The sequence below is a fragment of the Teichococcus aestuarii genome, assembly GCF_003116135.1.
GTDB lineage: Bacteria > Pseudomonadota > Alphaproteobacteria > Acetobacterales > Acetobacteraceae > Pseudoroseomonas > Pseudoroseomonas aestuarii.
The window spans coordinates 82,174-100,781 of the sequence record NZ_PDOA01000015.1; the positions used below are offsets into that span (position 1 = coordinate 82,174).

General features: G+C 66.4%; 12 protein-coding genes and 1 pseudogene. 1 reads left to right on the forward strand and 12 read right to left on the reverse strand.

The genetic code is table 11. The annotated features are described in order from the left end of the window. Positions 1-108 precede the first annotated feature (108 nt). The 7 genes from CR165_RS18370 to CR165_RS18400 form a co-directional block, all read right to left on the reverse strand. A complete protein-coding gene (locus tag CR165_RS18370) occupies positions 109-1,887 on the reverse strand; it encodes a fructose-specific PTS transporter subunit EIIC (RefSeq protein WP_109518395.1) in 1,779 nt (592 codons plus the stop codon). Between the two features lie 71 nt (positions 1,888-1,958). Then, entirely contained in the window at positions 1,959-2,909 is a 951-nt protein-coding gene (locus tag CR165_RS18375) for a 1-phosphofructokinase family hexose kinase (RefSeq protein ID WP_109518396.1), read from the reverse strand. Beyond that, positions 2,909-5,428: a phosphoenolpyruvate--protein phosphotransferase gene (gene ptsP / locus CR165_RS18380; RefSeq protein ID WP_109518397.1), complete on the reverse strand. Its 2,520-nt coding sequence runs from the start codon at positions 5,426-5,428 to the stop codon at positions 2,909-2,911. Before ptsP ends, CR165_RS18375 begins: the two co-directional genes overlap by 1 nt. Positions 5,429-6,060: 632 nt before the next feature. Continuing rightward, positions 6,061-7,266 carry a GIY-YIG nuclease family protein gene (locus tag CR165_RS18385; RefSeq protein ID WP_109518398.1) on the reverse strand — a complete coding sequence of 402 codons (1,206 nt, stop codon included), beginning with the start codon at positions 7,264-7,266 and terminating at the stop codon, positions 6,061-6,063. Next, complete coding sequence (locus CR165_RS18390) at positions 7,259-9,310, reverse strand: DEAD/DEAH box helicase (RefSeq protein WP_109518399.1); 2,052 nt, start codon at positions 9,308-9,310, stop codon at positions 7,259-7,261. The genes CR165_RS18385 and CR165_RS18390 overlap by 8 nt, the downstream gene beginning before the upstream one ends. A gap of 8 nt (positions 9,311-9,318) precedes the next feature. Then, positions 9,319-12,090, reverse strand: coding sequence for a class I SAM-dependent DNA methyltransferase (locus tag CR165_RS18395; protein ID WP_109518400.1), 2,772 nt, complete (start codon positions 12,088-12,090; stop codon positions 9,319-9,321). Further along, complete coding sequence (locus CR165_RS18400) at positions 12,087-12,911, reverse strand: recombinase family protein (protein ID WP_245906569.1); 825 nt, start codon at positions 12,909-12,911, stop codon at positions 12,087-12,089. Before CR165_RS18400 ends, CR165_RS18395 begins: the two co-directional genes overlap by 4 nt. On the opposite strand from CR165_RS18400, the gene CR165_RS18405 reads away from it, so the two are divergent. Then, positions 12,892-13,191, forward strand: a complete 300-nt coding sequence (locus CR165_RS18405; RefSeq protein WP_109518401.1) for a hypothetical protein — start codon at positions 12,892-12,894, stop codon at positions 13,189-13,191. The genes CR165_RS18400 and CR165_RS18405 overlap by 20 nt on opposite strands. A gap of 381 nt (positions 13,192-13,572) precedes the next feature. Here CR165_RS18405 and CR165_RS18410 read toward each other — a convergent pair whose 3' ends face one another. From CR165_RS18410 to CR165_RS18430, 5 genes and pseudogenes are all read right to left on the reverse strand, one after another. Continuing rightward, entirely contained in the window at positions 13,573-15,432 is a 1,860-nt protein-coding gene (locus CR165_RS18410) for an AAA family ATPase (RefSeq protein ID WP_181378227.1), read from the reverse strand. A gap of 38 nt (positions 15,433-15,470) precedes the next feature. Next, a complete protein-coding gene (locus CR165_RS18415; protein WP_109518403.1) occupies positions 15,471-15,875 on the reverse strand; it encodes a hypothetical protein in 405 nt (134 codons plus the stop codon). Beyond that, positions 15,872-16,336, reverse strand: a complete 465-nt coding sequence (locus tag CR165_RS18420) for a hypothetical protein (RefSeq protein WP_109518404.1) — start codon at positions 16,334-16,336, stop codon at positions 15,872-15,874. Before CR165_RS18420 ends, CR165_RS18415 begins: the two co-directional genes overlap by 4 nt. Positions 16,337-16,349: 13 nt before the next feature. Then, complete coding sequence (locus CR165_RS18425) at positions 16,350-18,380, reverse strand: hypothetical protein (protein WP_109518405.1); 2,031 nt, start codon at positions 18,378-18,380, stop codon at positions 16,350-16,352. Positions 18,381-18,490: 110 nt separating this feature from the next. Then, positions 18,491-18,608: pseudogene (locus CR165_RS18430) on the reverse strand (IS5/IS1182 family transposase); the annotation flags it as partial.

The following is an 18,608-nucleotide window of genomic DNA, read 5'->3' on the forward strand; positions in this document are numbered from 1 at the left end:
GCGCGGTGGCGGGGTCTTCCTCCACGGAAAATCCCAGCCCTTATAGCCGCTTTGGCGCGTTCCGCCAAACGCCGCCGGGCGGGATTTTCACCCCGCCCGGCCAAGGGCTTAGGCTGCCGCGGCCACCGGCGAGTTGCGCTTCAGCACCGCCACCGCCAGCGCGGTGACGGCGGTGCCGGCCAGGATGGCCAGCAGGTAGCCCAGCGGGTTGCCCACCGCGCCGGGGATGCCGACGACGAAGATGCCGCCATGCGGCGCCCGCAGCGTGCAGCCGAACAGCATCGACAGCGCCCCGGCCACGGCGGAACCCGCGATCAGCGCCGGGATGACACGCACCGGGTCCTTCGCCGCGAAGGGGATGGCGCCCTCGGAGATGAAGGCGGCGCCGAGCACGGCGGCGGCCTTGCCGGCATCCCGCTCCTCCTGGCTGAAGCGGCTGCGGGCGATGAAGGTGGCCACCGCGATGCCGAGCGGCGGCGTCATGCCGGCGGCCATCACCGCCGCCATCGGCGCGTAGGTCTCGGAGCCGAGCAGGCCGACGCCGAAGGCATAGGCCGCCTTGTTCACCGGCCCGCCCATGTCCACCGCCATCATCGCGCCGAGCACGAGGCCGAGGATGACGGCGTTGGAGGTGCCCATGCCGCGCAGGAATTCGGTGAGCCAGGCCAGCGCCGCCGCGATCGGCGTGCCGAGCACATAGATCATCAGCAGGCCGGTGATCAGCGAGGCCAGCAGCGGAATGACCAGGACGGGCTTGAGGCCCTCCAGGCTTTCCGGGAAGGGCAGCCTGTCGCGCAGGAACTTCGCCACGTAACCGGCCAGGAAGCCGGCGACGATGCCACCCAGGAACCCCGCCCCCACCGCGCCGGCCAGCGAGCCGCCGACGAAGCCCGGCGCCAGCCCCGGCCGGTCGGCGATGGAGAAGGCAATGAAGGCGGCCAGCACCGGCACCATCAGGGCGAGCGCCGACTGCGCGCCGATCTGGAACAGCGCCGCCGGCAGCGTGCCCGGCTCCTTGAAGGCCTCGATGCCGAAGGCGAAGGAGAGCGCGATGCAGAGGCCGCCCGCCGTGACCAGCGGGATCATGTAGGAGACGCCGGTCATCAGGTGCTTGTAGGCGCCCGGCGCCTGCCCGGCCTTGGCGGGCGCGGGCGTGGCGGCGCCGCCGGCCGGGGCGCCGCCCTGCGGCTCGGCGGCCAGCGCCCGGTTGATGAGGCCGACGCCGTCCTTCAGCGCGTCGCCCGTGCCGGCGGTGATCAGGCGCTTGCCTGCGAAGCGGGCGGTGTCCACGCCCGTGTCGGCGGCGATCACCACGGCATCGGCGGCGGCGATCTCCTCCGGCGTCAGCGCGTTCTTGGCGCCGACCGAGCCCTGCGTCTCCACCTTGATCGTGTGGCCGAGCCTGGCCGCCGCCTTCTCCAGCGCCGCCGCCGCCATGAAGGTGTGGGCGATGCCGGTGGGGCAGGCGGTGATGGCGACGAGCTTTCTCGGCCCCTCGCCCGCCGCCGGCGCGGCCTGCGGCACCGCTGCGGCGGCGGCCGGAGTGGCGGACGAAGCGGCCACGGCCGGGCGCGGTAGCAGCGCCAGCGAGGCGGCCGAGCGCAGCGCCTGCTCCGGCCGGCGGATCGCCTCGATGATGGTGGTGGCGATCAGCGGCCGGCCGGCATGGCGCGCGGCATCGGCGGTGGCGTCGCCCACCAGCAGCACGGCATCGGGCGTGAAGTCCGGGGCGGGGGCCCCGGCGGTGTCGAGGGTCAGGTCCAGGCCGGCCCGTTCCGCCGCGTCGCGCAGCGCCTCGGCGGCCATGGTGGCATGCGGGGCGTTGGCAGCGTGGCGGATGACGGCGAGCAGCCGGGTCGGCGCGGCATGGCCGGGATCAGAGGGCATGGCACTCGTCCTGCTGGGAAAGGCGGAAGCGCCCGGCGATGCGCCGGGCAGGCGATGGGTGCGGCAAGGGCTCAGAGCCGCTCGACATGGGCGGCTTCGGCCAGGCGGGTGATCTCGGCCAGGGCCGGGCTGCCGCCCACGGGGCGGGAGACGGCGGCGGCGGCACACCCCGTGGCCAGCCGTGCCATCGCCTCCGGCGGCAGGCCGCGCGCCAGGGCGGCGGTGAGCCCGGCCACCATGGCATCCCCGGCGCCGACCGTGGTGGTCAGGCGTACCCTGGGCGGCGTCACCCAGAGCGCGGCCTCCGGCAGGGCGAAGAGCGCACCCTCGCCACCGGCCGAGACCACCACGCTGCCGATGCCCTGTTCCTGCATCTCCCGCGCGGCGGCCAGCAGCGCGGCGCGGTCCGGCAGGGCGCGGCCGAGCAGCGCGGAAAGCTCATCCCGGTTCGGCTTGATGAGGGCAGGCTTCGCGGCCAGCGCGGCCTCGAAGGCGGGGCCGCTGCTGTCCAGCACCACGCGGGCGCCGAAGCCGCGCAGCCGTTCGGCCAGCCAGGCCAGGGCACCGGGCGCCAGCCCCGGCGGCAGGCTGCCGGACAGCACGACGATGGCGGGGCCATAGGCCAGCTTCGCCGCCACCGCCTCCAGCGCGCCTTCCGGCGTGGCGGCACCGGGCGGGTTGATGTCGGTCACCGCCCCCCCGTCAGCCTCGGTCTCCACCAGCTTGACGTTGATGCGGCAGCGGCCCGGCACGGGCACGAAATCCGCGGCGACCCCTTGCCCGTCCAGGAACTCGGCGAAGGCGGGGATGTCGGCGGCGCCGAGCAGGCCGGTGGCGAGCGACGCCTCGCCCAGCACGCCCAGCATGACGGAGACGTTGACCCCCTTCCCCGCCGGCCGCAGCTCCGCCGCGCCCACACGGTTCACCTCGCCCCGCGCCAGCCGGGGCAGCGGGATGGTGAGATCGAGCGCCGGGTTCAGGGTGACGGTGGCAATGGAAGGATGGGCGATGCGGGGCGGCATCAGCCGGCCTCGCCCAGGGCGCGCAGCGCGGGCAGCGCCCGCACCTCGGCCGCGGTGGCGCAGCCCAGCGCGGCGCGCGCCACCGCCTCGGCCTGCGCCATGGAAAGGGCGCGGATCTGCGCCTTCAGCGCGGCCACGTTCGGGATGGAGACGGAAAGCTCATCCACGCCAAGGCCCACCAGGATCGGCGCCGCCATCGGGTCCGCCGCCATGTTGCCGCAGACGCCCACCCAGCGGCCGCGCGCATGGGCGGCCTGCACCGTCATCTGGATCAGCCGCAGGACGGCGGGGTCCAGCGCGTCCGAGCGGGCGCCGAGGGTCGGGTGCAGCCGGTCCACCGCCAGGGTGTATTGCGTCAGGTCGTTGGTGCCGATGGAGAAGAAGTCGGCCTCCCGCGCCAGCTGGTCCGCCATCACCGCCGCCGAGGGCACCTCGACCATGATGCCCACCTCGACCGGCGGGGTGGCGAGGGAGAGGCGCTCCTTCTCGATCAGCTCCCGCGCGGCGCGCAGGTCGGCCAGACCATCGACCATCGGCAGCATGATGCGGATGTCGCCATGGCGGGCGGCGCGCAGCGCGGCGCGGATCTGGGGGCGGAACAGCGCCGGCTCGGCCAGCGACAGCCGCAGGCCGCGCAGCCCGAGGAAGGGATTGGCCTCGGCGGGGTGGTTGACGAAGCGCAGCGGCTTGTCGCCCCCCGCATCCAGCGTCCGCAGCACCACGGGCAGGCCGCCGAAGCCCTCGGCCAGCCGGCGGTAGAGCTCGTACTGCTCCTCCTCGGAGGGCGGCTCGGCGCGCTCGTCGAACAGGAACTCGCTGCGCACCAGGCCGGTGCCCTCGGCGCCGGCGGCGACGGCCTCGATGGCCTCCTCCGGGCGGCGGACATTGGCCGCGACCTCGACGCGATGGCCGTCCTGCGTGATGGCGGGGCGGAAGGCGGCGCGCTTCGCCGCCTCGGCGCGCTCGGCGCCGCGCGCGCGGGCGGCCTCGGCGCGGCCGATCGCGTCCGCATCGGGGTTGGGAATCAGCCGGCCCCGGTCGCCATCCAGCACCACGGGGGTGCCATCGGCCAGCGCCAGCACCCCCTGCCCGGCCGCGACCACGGCGGGGATGCCCAGCGCCCGCGCCAAGATGGCGGTGTGCGCCGTGGGGCCTCCCGCCGCCGTCACCAGCCCGACGACGCGGGCCGGGTCGAGATTGGCGGTCTCGGAGGGGGTCAGGTCCTCGGCGGCGATGACGGCGCGCTCCGGCACCGGCGCCACCGTCTCGCTGCCGCCCACCAGGTGGCGCAACACGCGGCGCGCCACGTCCTTGAGGTCGGTGGCGCGCTCGGCCAGCAGCGGGTCGCCGATGCCGGCCAGCGCCGTTGCGCGCGACCTCGCCGCGCCATCCCAGGCGGCGGGGGCGGAGGCGCCGGCCTCGATCGCCTTCCGCGCCTCGGCCAGCAGCTCCGGGTCCTCCAGGAACTCGGCATGGGCGGCGAAGATGGCGGCGTGCTTGTCGCCCACGCGCTGCGCCATCTCGGCGGAGACGGTCTTCAGCTCCGCCCGTGCCGCTTCCAGCGCCGCCTCCAGCGCCGCCGCCTCGCCCGCCGGGTCGGCCGCCGTCTCGGCATAGCCGGCGGCCTCGGAGCGGAAGCGGTGCAGCACGCCGATGGCGATGCCGGGGCTGGCCGGCAGGCCGGCGATGGCGCCCGCCTCCAGCGGCTCGTCGGCTGCGGCGGCGGGCGCGGCATCGGCGGGGGTGGCGGGGGCCTCGTCGCGGTCGCCCAGCTCGTCGGCGAAGGCGGCGCGCAGCTTCTCCACAGCCAGCGCCGCTTCGGGGCCGACGGCGCTCAGCGTCATCGCCGCGCCGGGCCCGGCGCCGAGCTGCAACAGGGCGATCATGCTCCTGGCATCGGCCCGGCGGTCGCCATGCATCAGGGTGATGCGGGCGTCGAATCCCTTGGCGAGCTGCGCCAGCAGCTTGGCCGGGCGGGCGTGCATGCCGGCGGCGGCGGGGGCGTGCACCTCGGTGGTCAGCGTCTCGCCCGGTGCCGCTGCGGGAGCCTGGGCGGGAGCCGGGGCGGCAGCGGCATCGGCGGCGGGCAGCGGCGCATCCGGGTCCAGCGCGGCCAGAATCGCCTGCTTGTCGCCGGTGCGGGCCAGCCGGGCGGCCAGCGCCTCCTCGCCCAGCACGTCGGTCAGGCGGCGCAGCACCGCGATGTGCTCATCCCCCTGCGCCGCGATGGCCACCACCAGATGCGCCACATCCTCGCCGTTCCAGCGCACCCCCTCCGGCACCTGCAGCACGGCGATGCCGGTGCGGGCGATCAGCCCGCGGTCGCCCCGCTGCCCGTGCGGAATGGCGATGCCGTTGCCGAGGAAGGTGTCCGCCTCGCCTTCCCGGCGCAGCATGCTGTCGGCATAGGCGGCATCGATGGCGCCGGACTCGACCAGGAGCTGCGCGGCCTCGCGGATCGCAGCCTCCTTGTCGGCGGGCTGGGCGGCGAGGCGGATGCGGTCTGCGGTGAGGATCACGGGCCTGCTGGTTCCTGTCGTCCGGCGGTCGAAATGCGTCGGCCCGCGCGAGGCGGGCCGGGCATAGATTGCAATGCGATCAGGAAAAGGCAATCGGCGGCGGCCTTTCCCGGCCGTCCCCCGGTTCAGAACGGTTCTAGGGAACGCAGGCGGTGATGTGAGAGAGAGAACGCTTTCCGATCAAAGGCTTCGCCTCTCGCAACGCATCCCGCTGCTGGAAACTGTAAAGCTCGTCCCTGCGTCATGGCGCGAACCGTCATCTCCAGCCTCGCTTTCTTGACAGAATATTAGGCGCTCATAGCGCCGTAGCCAAACTGCACCAGAAGGAGCCCTGGAGGCGAACAGTGATCGACTCCAGCCTCCGTGATGGCTTTCGATGCCCCGCAGTGAACCGGCGACCACACAGCGCGGCTTGATGGTCAACCCCGCTCGCCGCGTCGCTGCGCTCCTGCGGCTGCGCGTGGCTCCGCGCCCTTCGGGCCGCCTGCGGCGAGGGTTTGACCACGCCGCGCTGTGTGGTCGCCTGGGCCTGTCGGGACGAAGGGCGTCCCGACAGACTCGACCGCGCCTCCGGCGGGTCGAACAAAGGGCCTGACCTTGCCACGCCATCCACTCGGTGCGTCCCGCACTCCTCAGCCTGGCGACCGACGAAGCTTTAGACTGGCCGACTTAGGATCGTACGTGTAGCTCACTACGCTCGCGTCCTTAATTTTTTCTACGACCTGATCAATCACAAACAGCGGCACCAAGAACCACTCACGTGGTATGGACACCTTTCCGAAGCGATCCTTGACCTGAATCTCAAATCGAGCTGAGTGGAATACTCGGTGAATCAAACTCTCAAGCTTTGTACGACTGATGTTGAAGAGCTTATAGCTTGCGACGATTTCTACATCGGCCAAAAGGAAGGTCGGCTGCAACCTTGCACCCGCTATACGCTCTTCGACGGACAGGTTCGTCACGCCAATTTTGTGGACAAGCTCCCGGTTTGCGGCGACCAGCGGATGATCTGACTTGCTTCTCAGCACGTAAATTGTGCCACTCGCCTCATCATCCTGATCCCGCTCTCCAGAAAAGAGCGGGCCTGCTTCGGGATCCGTGATCCTGCGCCCGGCTTCGTCCTTGTTTAACGCTCGCTGGAGCGAGCGCATCAGCATGTTGCTCTCGGTGCCGTTGTCGAAGATCACGCGAAGCCGCGCATCACTGCGGCCCTGGGCAGTCGTGAAGGTCTCGCTCGCCTCGGCGACATAGGCCTTCTGCCCGCCTACGATGAACCAACTGCCCGGCCTGATCTCGGCCTTGAGCTCGAAGGGGCGGGTCTGCCGGACACCGGTCTCCAACTCCCTTTGTACCTGCTGAAACAGGGGCTTGAAACGGGCGAAGTCCTCGCATTTGTCACGAGTGGCGACCTCTTCCGCCTCGCGCCTTTCGGTCGCTGTCCGCACGTGGCGTAGGTCCGTGATACCGGACGCGGGCGAGGCGTCCACGCCAAGTTCGGCTAGAAGCTCGTCGTCGTCGATATCGTCCGGGACGCTCGCTTCGGATGGCAAAGCGCCCGAGAGCAGCTTTGTCTTCTGGTCAAGCGGGGCAAGAAGCTCCCGTGTCTCCTGCAGTTCCCTCAGCCGATCCAGGCGGACAGCGTAGAGGCGCTCGAAGATATCCCGGTCATCACCGTGCTGAGGCGGCCGGCCATTCTCCTCGAGGAAGCGCAGGATCTCCTCGAACCCCGCGATAATCCGTTCCTCGCGCGGCGTTCGGCCGCCTTCACGCTTCGTCTCAACCTCGATGCCAAGTTCCTCAAGGAGAGCGTCATCCTCATCGGTAAATGCCTTAGCCACGCGCCGCCTCCGCCTTCATGCGGGCGAGGAAGGCCACACCCTCAGCCATTCGCTTCTCCCATGCATCTGCCGACGTGATGAACGGAAGCCGACCGCGCTCCTGCTTGAACTTCAGCGCGCGCTTGGCCAAGTCGCGCGCCTCCTCCATCGTCATCGTCACCCGCTTCGCGTTGATGACGGCCTGGACCTCCTTCAGGCTCTCCTCGCTCATGGTCTTCGCCAAGATCGAGTACGCCTCGCCGAAGGGGTTGATGCTGTCGATCAGGTCGATGTCGAGGTCGCCGACGTTCATTGCGATGAACTTCCGAACCCCATCGACAAAGGCCGTATTGGCGCTCTTTTCGCCATCACCGTCGCCGCCCCCCGAGGCCACCTCCTTCGCCTTCTGGGTCAGGTTGAGGGCCGCGATCGCGTGCTGACGCACGGCCTCCTGGTCCGCCTCGTCCAGCTCCGGGTAGCGATCCTTTATGATCTTGCCCATGCGAACCTGGGTCAGCTCCTCCGGCACCATCTCCGGGTCGAACAGGCCGCGCTCGACTGCGGCCTTGTCCTGCACAAAGGCCGCGATGACCTCGTTCAGGTCCTGCTTGCAGATGCGGGCGGCTTCCCCGCTCTTCGGCTCGGCAAGGCCCTTGATCTCGATCTCGAACTTGCCCTGTTCCTCGTTGAAGCCGACGTTGCACTTGTTGGCGTCATACCCGCCTTCCCCATAGTCGAAGCCCGGCGTGGGGCCGCTATCGACGGCCCTTGGCTTGAACTCGAAGCGAGGTGCGAGGACCTGCTCCATCAGCAGGCTCGCGGCGATCGCCTTCAACGTGTCGTTCACCGCCTCCGTGACGGCCTGCTCGGAGGCATCCGGCTCCGCGATCAGGTTGGTGAAGCGGGCGCGGGTCTTTCCGGGCGCGTCGCGTGTCGCGCGGCCGATGATCTGGACGATTTCGGTCAGGCTCGACCGGTAGCCAACCGTCAGTGCGTGCTCGCACCAGATCCAGTCGAACCCCTCCTTTGCCATGCCGAGCGCGATGATGATGTCCACATGGTCGCGGCTGTTCTTCTGCGTGGGATCCTTCAGCGCGGCCGAGACGCGGTCCCGCTTCGTCGGCTCGTCATCCACCAGGTCGGCGATGCGCAGCAGGCGGCCCTGCCGTGTGCGCACGAGTTGGAAGCCGGTGACTGGGTCCGCCCCTTCCCAGGTCCCGAGCTCCTCGATGATGTGCTCGACCTCCCGGTGCTTGTCCTTCGTGCTCTCCCGCGAGTTGACGCTCGGGATATGGACGATCGTCTTCTCGGCCGGGTCGAGCACCTTGAGGATGTCGTCGCTGTAGGCGCCCGAGTAGAAGAAGTAGCCAATGTCGAGCTTCTTCAGGTGCTCATAGCCGTTGAGCTGCTCATAGTAGGTGTAGGTGACGGTCTCGAACTTCGCCTCGTCCTGAGGCGCGAGGACAGCCTCAGCGTCGCCGCGGAAATAGGACCCGGTCATCGCCACGATGTGCGCGCGATCGCGGCTGATGAACTGGCCGAGATGCAGGCCCAGCTTGTTGTCGGGGTTGGCGGAGACATGGTGGAACTCGTCCACCGCAATCAGGCGATCATCAAAGGCTTCCACGCCGAACCTCTCGACGGCGAAGCGGAAGGTGGCGTGGGTGCATACCAGCACCTTGTCGGCGCTCTGGAGGAAGGCACCGACCGAGTTGACCTTGCCGCCCTCCGTGCCTGGGGCGTTGCAGAGATTCCACTTCGGGGCGACCTGCCAGTCGGCCCAGAAGCCGAACTTCGTCAGCGGCTCATCGGCGAAGCTTGACCCGATGGACTTCTCCGGCACCACGATGACGGCCTGCTGGAGGCCCTGGTTGTGGAGCTTGTCGAGGGCGATGAACATGAGCGCGCGGCTCTTGCCCGAGGCGGGTGGGGACTTGATCAGCAGATATTGCTCGCCGCGCTTCTCATAGGCGCGTTCCTGCATCGGGCGCATGCCGAGCGCGTTGGCCTTGGTCGAGCTACCATTGCGGCTGTAGCTGACTGAAACTGAAGGGACGGCCTGCATTGGGGTGGTCACGCGTTCGCCTTCCGCTTCTTTGGCGCGCTCTGGCCGCCTGTCATCTTGGTGTAGAGCTCGAACAGCTTCTCCAGGCGCTCGGTGTCGTTCCTGAAGCGACGGCCGATGTAGATGCGCTCCAGCACCTCATCATTGCGTTCGTGAGCCGCACGGAGATCGGCGGGCATTTCGTCGGGGTCGTAGAGATCGGCAATCGTCGCCGGAAAATGCGCCTGGCGGGCGAGCAGGATGTCCTCCCCACAGCGAGCCAGATCAGCGATGTTCTTCTCGGTCAGTGTCGGCAAAGGAAACGTATTCCAACCTAAAATGCTGGAGTAGCGATACCGCGTTTCAAATTTTCCACATACCGCCGAGATCCACGCCGCATGCATTTTTGATGCCAATATTGAAATAAGCCACGCGTCTGACTGGTATATAACAAGAGATGGCGCCATCGCCACATCGATGTCAGGCACCAGATCGCAGGGGTAGTATTCTCGATTTTCAGAAGACAACTGAGCGATGATTATTTTCCGAACTTTTTCAAACCGCGATTCATCGAATTGGTGAGGCTTCGCTGCGAGTTGCTGGGTGGTCAGTTTCGGACTGGCCGAGCGCATTGCGGCAACTGCATCCAGGCGCCGCTGAATTGGAGGGACATTACATGCTTCGCGCAGCTTTGCGTCCGGTATTACTAGAGCGTATCGCAGTATACCCTTAATTAGCTCCTGCCCACCGACGAGACGCCCGACGAATTCAGATGTTTCGGGGTATGAATGCAGAAGATCTTCCCTCTCACGAAAGGACAGGACGAGATTCCCGCCGTCTGTCATCTTGTCACCCGAGAGCATTTCGGGCATGCCAGAAATCTGCGATGAGCGTGGGGAGACGAATATATTCTCGCCTGCAACTAAATATGGATTTATGTTCGCAGCAATCGACGCGGTTGTTATTCCATCCGATTCCGTGAATATCGTTTTTAATTTTCGTCTGCCTGCCTTGCATATTCCAACAATTGCTACTGTGACCCCAGCATTCCGACTGGCTAGATTATTCCATTTGAAACTGGTCCGAGCGAAAGCAATCTCGTTGCCCGAGCCCAGGATCACGGGCCACAAAATGGAAACCATTACGCCTTGACAAATCGAATTCGTTGTAACCAGTGCCGAAATCGAATTAGTGTGCTCGCCATAGTCTGCCGATTTTATAAACCAGCCCGCAACGTAGTCGAGGGATTTCCATCCCGCGATGCGATCACCAAATAGCCGTTCTAAATCGGCCTTCTGCTCCTTGTTTTGTTTTTTTGTTCCGAGATACGGCGGGTTTCCACACACATATGTTTCGCCACCCTCATTCTCGAAATCGATGTGAGCTTCGTTAAGCGAGGGCGGAAACAGGTCATCTGATTGAAGCTTTGTTCCTGCGCCCGCCGGCGGACATACACTGAGCCAGTCCAGCCTGAGAGCGTTGCCGCAGGTGATCCAGTTCTCTGCGCGCAGAGGCAGGAAAGCTTGCAAAGCCTCTTTCTGCCCGCGATAGAGAACATCGCACTGGTATTCGGCAATGATCAGTGCGAGGCGGGCGATCTCCGCTGCGAAGTCGCGGATCTCGATGCCGCGGAAGTTGGTGACCGGGATCTCCGTTCGCCGATCCGCTTCGCCACGACGGCGGTTGATCTCAGCCTCGATCGCCCGGATCTCTTTATAGGCGATGACCAGGAAGTTGCCCGAGCCGCAGGCGGGATCGAACACCCTGATCCGCGCCATGCGGTTCCGGAGGTTGAGCAGCTTTCGTGGGTTGTCCCCCGCCTCCGTCAGCTTCTCCCGCAGGTCATCGAGGAACAGCGGGTTCAGCACCTTCAGGATGTTCGGCACGCTCGTGTAGTGCATGCCGAGCGCGCCGCGCTCCTCATCTTCCGCGACGGCCTGGATCATCGATCCGAAGATGTCCGGGTTGATCTTCCTCCAATCCAGGCTCCCGATATGGAGCAGGTAGGATCGCGCGATCCGGCTAAATCGCGGGACCTCCGGGCTGCCGGAAAACAGACCGCCATTCACGTAGGGGAACAGATCGGCCCAACGCGGGATGCCCGCCGCCGCCCGATCCGCGATCTTCACGTTCATCGCCCGGAAGATGGTGCTGATCACCTGATGCGTGTTCGATGAGTCCGAGGCGCTCATCGTCTGCACCGTCGACGCGAAGAGCTTCGGCCTGCTGAAGATGTCAGTGTCCTCTGCGAAGAAGCAGAAGATCAGCCGCGCCATGAAATGGTTCATGTCCAGGCGCCGTGCGGCGGTACCCCACTCCGGGTTCTCCTTGAGCAGCTGGACGTAGAGCCTGTTCAGCCGGCCCGTCGCCTTGATGTCGAAGGAGCTCTCCCGGATCTGCTTGACGGTGGTGATGCCCGCCAGCGGGAGGAAGAAGCCGAAGTGGTCCGGGAACTCGCGATAGGTGCAGGCGACCGTCTCGCCGCTCGCCAGGTCCTCGGCCTCGAAGCTGTTGCCATCCGTGGAGAGGATGAACTTCGCCTTGCCCCGCGCCGTCGCCGGGCTCGCCCTCAGGGCTTGCAGCGTCGCCATGACTTGGCCGGGGTCGCAGGTGGCGATATGGATGTTGTTGGTCTGTAGGACGCCGCCGAGGTCGGACTTGTTCGATGCCCCGCTGCGGAGCCGCTTGAGCGTCGTCTCCTTGTTCCCGAAGGCTTCTAGGAAAGCGTAGGCGAACTCTGCGCGGTCGAACGGCTTCTCAGCGAGGGCCGAGACGGCTTCCTCAATCTCAACGGCGTTCATCGTTTACCCTCGGAATAGCTCGTCCGCCGAATTGTGGGTTGGCGTCGGCGCGGTATGGCGGCGGAGGCAGCGGTCTCCGGCGCCAGCCTGGAAATGGTGCTGTGGCTGACGTTGTAGCTGCGGGCGATTTCACGCACTGGTTCCCCCTCGCCCTTCCGCCGAAGCGCTTCGCGGCGCTGATGCGCAGTGAGCTTGGGCCTGCGGCCCAGCTTGACGCCGCGAGCCTTCGCGCGATCACGGCCGTCCTTGGTTCTGGCTCGGATCAACTCGCGCTCGAATTCGGCTAGGCCACCGAGAACGGTCAGCATCAGACGGCCGTGTGGCGTCGTGGTGTCGGCCCAGGCGTCTCCCAGTGACCGAAAGCCGGCTCGGCGCTCCGAGATGACGGCCAGCGTGTTGAGAAGGTCCCGAGTCGATCGGGCCAAGCGATCCAGCCGCGTCACCATCAGAAGGTCGCCGGGCTCGAGTTGACGCAGGGTGCGCCGGAGCTGGGCACGTTCGCCGTCAGCACCGCTGGCAGTCTCCCGGAAGATCCGGTCCGCCCCGGCTTCGGCGAGCAGGCGCACCTGGCTGTCGACGCTCTGTCCGTCGGTGCTGACTCGCACATACCCATAGATCATAGGGCGATTATGCACCGGAATTATGCACCGGAAAAGTTCAATCAGGCCAAGCGCCGACGGCTTGTGCAGAAAGCATGAATTGCGCACCGCACCGGGGGCCGCAAAAACAGTGAGGCTGACTGGCTGCTTAAACGGCGGCGTCCAGGCTATATGAGGCAGCCAACAATTGCGGCGAAAGCGAATGACGAAAGAACCGAGCAAGCTACACATCCTCCTTCAGCGAGGGGTGCTGATCCTAGAGGACGTTGCGGCGTACGAGGGCCAGGGCCTGCCGCCGTCGATCCCACTGGATTACGTGCACTCCTGGCTCATCGAGGTCCGCGGATACCTTTTCGAGCATGACCTAGAGGCGCTGTGCTCCGAGATGGAGGTTGAGGTCTCCGGCAACCCCATCGGCGGCCTCCCGTCGAGGAGGAGCGAAGTCATCCACGCCCTCGTCAAGACGACGCACCTGCTGAAGATCCTGAAGTTGCGGGAGTGACTCTCCGGACCCGGCTGGGCGGACGATGAAGGTTTTTTGCCCGCGCTTTCCCCGGCCGGGTTCCTCATGGTGACGTGATCCGCAGCAATGGAGGCCCACGCAACTCGCCACCATGACCATCCTGACTGCACCGCACCCGGCGCCGACCCGGGGGACCACAGACCTTCCAGAAGCGGTACGCTTGGTCGTCCCGCCGCCAGAGTTCATCGCCCAGAACGTCCGGAACTTCCGCTGCCTCAGGGGCTGGCGGGAACTCAGGATGCCGGCGGTGTGCTGATCCAGGCACCAGACCAGCGGGGCGCAGTGGGCCAATGTCCACTCCCCGCCCTTATATGACGTTGCGTCTCAGTTCCGAGAGCACCCCCTAGTGCAATCCCGCGCTCATACGGACAGCGCGACATCACGCATGAGCGAAGCCGGTGCGTGCGTCACGATCTTCTCCAGCAACTCCCCATGCCCAATTACAACAACCCGCTGCTGTGCCCTGGTCAGAGCCGTGTAGAGCAGCGCCCGGTCCATGAGCCGGTTTGGAACGAGCGGCACGATCACGGTGCCCCATTGCGATCCTTGCGCCTTGTGTGTGGAGATCGCGTAGGCAAGGTCGAGGCGTCCTGCGAACTCGTCTCGGTCCAGATCGAATGTCCGCCCGTCAAGGCAGACCTCGAGTCGTCCTCCCTGGACGGAGAGGACTCTGCCCATGCTGCCGTTCCAGAGTTGGCGCTCGTAGTCGTTCTCAAGCCAGATCACCGGGTCATCGACGGCGAAGCGCCCCATCCGCGGTTTTCCATGGCTGTTGTACCGGTGGAAATGCGTGTTGATCGCGTCGATTCCCGCTGGCCCGACGTATGTGGCGCCAACAATCTGCGTCTCCTCGTCTCGCAGGTCGTCCCGGATCCGCTCGATCTCGCTGATAATGTCGCTCTGGCAGCAGCCAATGAAGCTGCAGCCGAGCCTCCCGGCCTCGTAATCCGGCAGCGGTGGCACCTGCCCGGCGCGGATGGTGCGGCTCACTAAGGGGATACCGGTCGTCTCGTCCGCCCGCAGGATGCGGGTCAGCTCGACCTGCGGGATGCGAAGGCTCTCGACCAAGCGGTGCAGCGTGAGGCCGAACCCGATCGGGGGTAGCTGCGCAACGTCCCCCACAAGCAGCACGCGGGCGTCCTCATCGAGGTGGAACAGGAGACGGTAGAGCGTCGGCAGGTCCAGCATGCTCGCCTCATCGACCACGACGAGGGTGTGCGCGCCCGTCTCCGCCTCTCTCCGGGATGCTTGGCTGAGCCAGGAGGCGATCGTCTGCGCCGCCTGCTCGGTCGCATCCGACATCCGCTGCGCGGCCCGCCCGGCCAAGGCAAGCTGGTAAACATGGAGGCCGAAGCGGGAGGCCGCCCCGTGGATCGCCTTCAGGGTCGTGGTCTTCCCGACCCCCGCCCCGCCGGTGACGATCGAGAAGCGGCTGCGCAGGACCATGCGGACGGCCTCGGCCTGCTCGTCTGTCAGGGGGTATTCCGCACGGGTGTTGTAGAGGCCCAGGAAGGCTTCCACGGCTGGCGGAGATGTTTCTCTCTCCGCCAGGAGGTCTTTCTGCCGCTCAGGAGCCTCCAGTGCGGCCCTGATGCGCTCCTCGATGTACCGCTCCGCGTAAGCCGCTCCGGCGGGCTGGTAGCCGGCCGCGGCAGGGATGGCGGCCCCGTCCTCCACTGCGGCGCCCAGGGCCTGCCTAGCAGCTTCCTGCGAGGCGCCCAGGAGGCGTGCGGCGCGCTTCAGCAGCACCTCCTCCGGGGTGACGGTGTGCTTCTCATCGAGTCGCTCGTAGAGCGCCGCCTCTACGGCCCCAACCTGACGGCGCGGGTCGCCGGGCCCGAACCCCATTGCCCGGGCCATGTGGTCGACCTGCTTCCAGCTGCAGACCGTCAGGAGTCGAAAGGGGTTCTCCCGGACCTTGGCGACTGCCTCCTCGCCCCAGAAATCGACGGCCTTCCGGGCCAGGTGCCCGCCAATGCCGTTCTCGTCGAAGAACACTACCGTGTCGGTAATGGCGCGCTGGTTCGCCCAGGCGTCGCAGACGATCTCCGCCTGAGTCCGCGGCAGGATCTCGGCCAGAAGGTCAACGGCCCCGTCCCCGAGGATCCGGTACAGGTTCTCGCCAAAGGTATCCCAGAGGCGCTGGGCGGTGGCGGGGCCAATCCCCGCGAATTCCGGCCGCCCGGCCAGGAAGCGGACGACATGCTTCCCCTTCGGCAAGAGCTGCGGTTGGGGCGCCGCCCGCCCTCGCCAGTGGTTCACGGTGCAACTCGACGGCCGGTCCCGGCGATGTGATCGGCGATCGCCTCATAGCGGCGGAGGCGGCGGCGCAGCTCGTAGTTCTCGCTCCGAAGCGCGGCGAGCTGCTGCTCCAGTCGCATGATCGCCGCCCGGTCCGCTGTATTGCGCGGCTCCGGCTCCTCGGCCTCCGGCACGTCGATGCCCATTTCCTGGACAGCGGCTTCGAGGGTCGCGGCAAAGCGCGGGTTCTGCTGGAACGTCTCTCGCACGAAGCCGCATGCGCGGGAGATGGCGGTCTTATTAACCTTGCCTTGACGGCCGGGAAGCTTCAGCCCCGCAGCGCGCAGGCGCACGATGTACTCTACAAGTTTGCTATGATTTTCCTCACTGATCTCGAGGAAGGACCGCTGCTTCCCAGTCACGCTTTCTTCCTCTTGCTCCAAAGGGCTCCGGTTACTTGGTCGGTCCTGGGTAATTGGGCGTTCAACTGTTCCTCTGTCATTCCGAAGTTCCGGGCGTTGTACAGCCAGCAGACGAACTTGCCGCGGTACCGCTCGATGATCTGCTCGAGCGCCTGAACGCGCAGCTCGGCTGCCTCGGCCCGGCGCAGGGCCGCGGCAAACTCGGGCGGCACCTCGTCGGTTGCCACCTTCCCTTTCCGGAGGCTTTCCCGGATCGCCCGGTTACGGCGCTTGCGTGCTTGGTACGCGGCTTTGATCGCCTCATGGCCGTCGAGGGCCTGCCGGCTGTAGGAGCGGCCCAGGACGAGAGCCACTCGCCCCATCAAGAGCTCCCAGGTCAGCGGCCCCTCCCACACCTCCAGGAGGGCGCGGATTGTCTGGACGTCCCCGTCCGTCAGCCTCGGCTTGGAGTTCGGTGCCATCGCGCGCTTGTCCTTACCCCCTCCGACCGCGGTCGCCGCGCAGCCGCATGGCCCGCTCGATCTCACTGTCCTGCCGATCCGCCGGGAGGGTCACGACCGTGCCGTCGGGAATGCCGATGTCATCGTGCTTGGCCAGCATGACGCGAAGGCGGCTCACCTTCCGCTCATGCTCCTGCACCCAGATGTCTGCACCGTAGTCTTCCTCGGCCATAGCTGCTGTGGCGGCGGCGAGTTGCATTTCGGTGACCCCGAGCAGCTTGGCGATCTCAATGCGATGTTGGGGGTCGCCTTTGATGAACCCGTTCTCCTCGCAGGTAATGCAGTCGCCATGGTTTTGGCATGGCTGCAGGGCGTAGTCATGGAAGCAGGCACCGACTTCGGTCGCATGAGACGAGCCGATCTGCTCGCGGAGAAATTCTTCGCGTGAGATCAGTTCTCCCTCGGGGATGCTGTCGGCCGCCTCGAACACTGGGCCGATGCCTCCGGCTTTCCGCGCCATGTCCAAAAGATCGGCCTGGAACTCAGCCGCCGTTTGGTGATCGTAGTACTTGTTCTGTCCAGGGTCTCGACCACTCCATAGCGCGATATCCTCTTGGCTCAGCCCCTTCTTGTGTCCGATATGGTTGTTCCAGTGCCGGAAGGCATGAGTCGTGAGCTTGATTTGAGAGCCGTCTTCCTCCGTGAATCCGTACTGCTGAAATACTGTCGAGTGCTCTGGAGTGCCGGAGAGCCACCGGTTAAATTGGTTGACGTCGATTGACTCGAACATTACCCGCGACCCTCTGCCGCCGGTACCAGCCCGCAGCGCGCCTTGGCGAACGAGGATCAGCGCCTCATCGTACTGGTGGGTCCTGAGCCCGTTTTGATAGGGAAAGTCGCGGGGAAGCTGCGCCAGAACGGCGCGCTCCAGGTCAGCGAAACGGTATTCATGGCGTCCCCCGGCGCCGACGCGAGGCTCCAGCCCAACCCTTTTGGCCCACTGTATCCCGTTGGTCTGATTAGCAAGCTCGGCCACTTGGTCCGCGGTTAGCCACTCGACTTTGCGGAGGTGAGCGAGGTCAGCCGGCAGGTAAACCCGGTCCGGATTCCTGACATACCAAGCTGCGATCTCACGCGCCTCGGCACAGCGGACGCGCAGGCGCCGGATGGCCTCCTCCGCTTGGTCCACGGCGATGTCGGGGATCCACTTGATCTGCGGCTTGTTGGCCTTTCCTGGGAACGCGCGCAGGCCGTAGGCTGGCACCTCGCGCTTGCCCTGCCGACGTTTTTCTGTGACCTCGCAGTCGGTGCGTAACTGAAGGACCTCCGAGGCGCGCCAGGGCGCGCAGATGCAGATCAAGCATACCGCGGACAGGAGTTCATCCCGCTGGTTCCTCGGTCGGCAGTAAACATGGGCAAGCACCTCGAATGCCCGCCTGCTGGGCAGCTTCTCGGCCCGGCGTCCCTCGAATTCAGCCCCGATACGCTCCCCCGGGTCTTGCGGCTTTGGGATGCCGTGGCGCCAAACGAAGCTCGAGGCAAGCAAGTGCTGCCGAAGACATAAATTGTATGCTAGCTCGATTGCCACACCGCGCTGGTACTTGACCGCAGGGGTGACGTCCCCGGTACCGATCTGCACGGCCTTGGTGAGCACGTCCGGGGCGAGGAGGTGGATCGACGGCTCCATGTTGAGCGCCCGAAAGGCCGCCTCGATGTGCCGAAGCGCCGAGAGCCGCGCCTGCAGCCGCTCGAACACTTTCGGCGCCGCCGAGTGGGCATAACGAATATAAGCCTTGGCGAAGTCGCGGAAAGCCGTCTGGAAGGGCGTGCCGGTCGCCTTGTCCCCGCGGCCCACCAGGGTTCCATGCTGGTAGAAATACAAACGGCTGGCCGCCCGCGGATTACCTTTGCGGACAAAGGCAGCCGAGACGTCCCAGGCGTCCGCCGACCAAGCGGCTGTCGGGATCAGATTGGTGAGCTGGCCCTGTGCGAGTGCGATGAATTCGGCAACCCGCTGTTCGGCGGTCAACTCCACCTTGGTGCGGAGCGCAACAACTTTCGTCATTTCTGGAACGCCTGGGCCTGGGAGTGCTGCTGTCGACAGAGCTGGACGACGCGTGTCACGGCTGCAATCGTCCTGTCGTTGATCGTGTAAATCTTGGGACTTAGAGGTTGTTATGGACCTGCGGCCAGTTGAGCCGCCTGCTTGAGCATGATGCAGGTGAAGGCGACGAGGTGGAGATTGGCAAGGGTGCTGGCGTAGCGCTCGTAGTCCTTCACCAGGCGGCGGAAG

Bases quoted from the DNA above. Each gene is read 5' to 3' on its own strand.
- CR165_RS18405 (WP_109518401.1), top strand. From the start codon at position 12,892: ATGACGAAAGAACCGAGCAAGCTACACATCCTCCTTCAGCGAGGGGTG.
- CR165_RS18390 (WP_109518399.1), bottom strand. From the start codon at position 9,310: ATGCAGGCCGTCCCTTCAGTTTCAGTCAGCTACAGCCGCAATGGTAGC.
- CR165_RS18425 (WP_109518405.1), bottom strand. From the start codon at position 18,380: ATGACGAAAGTTGTTGCGCTCCGCACCAAGGTGGAGTTGACCGCCGAA.
- CR165_RS18375 (WP_109518396.1), bottom strand. From the start codon at position 2,909: ATGCCGCCCCGCATCGCCCATCCTTCCATTGCCACCGTCACCCTGAAC.
- CR165_RS18420 (WP_109518404.1), bottom strand. From the start codon at position 16,336: ATGGCACCGAACTCCAAGCCGAGGCTGACGGACGGGGACGTCCAGACA.
- CR165_RS18395 (WP_109518400.1), bottom strand. From the start codon at position 12,090: ATGAACGCCGTTGAGATTGAGGAAGCCGTCTCGGCCCTCGCTGAGAAG.
- CR165_RS18370 (WP_109518395.1), bottom strand. From the start codon at position 1,887: ATGCCCTCTGATCCCGGCCATGCCGCGCCGACCCGGCTGCTCGCCGTC.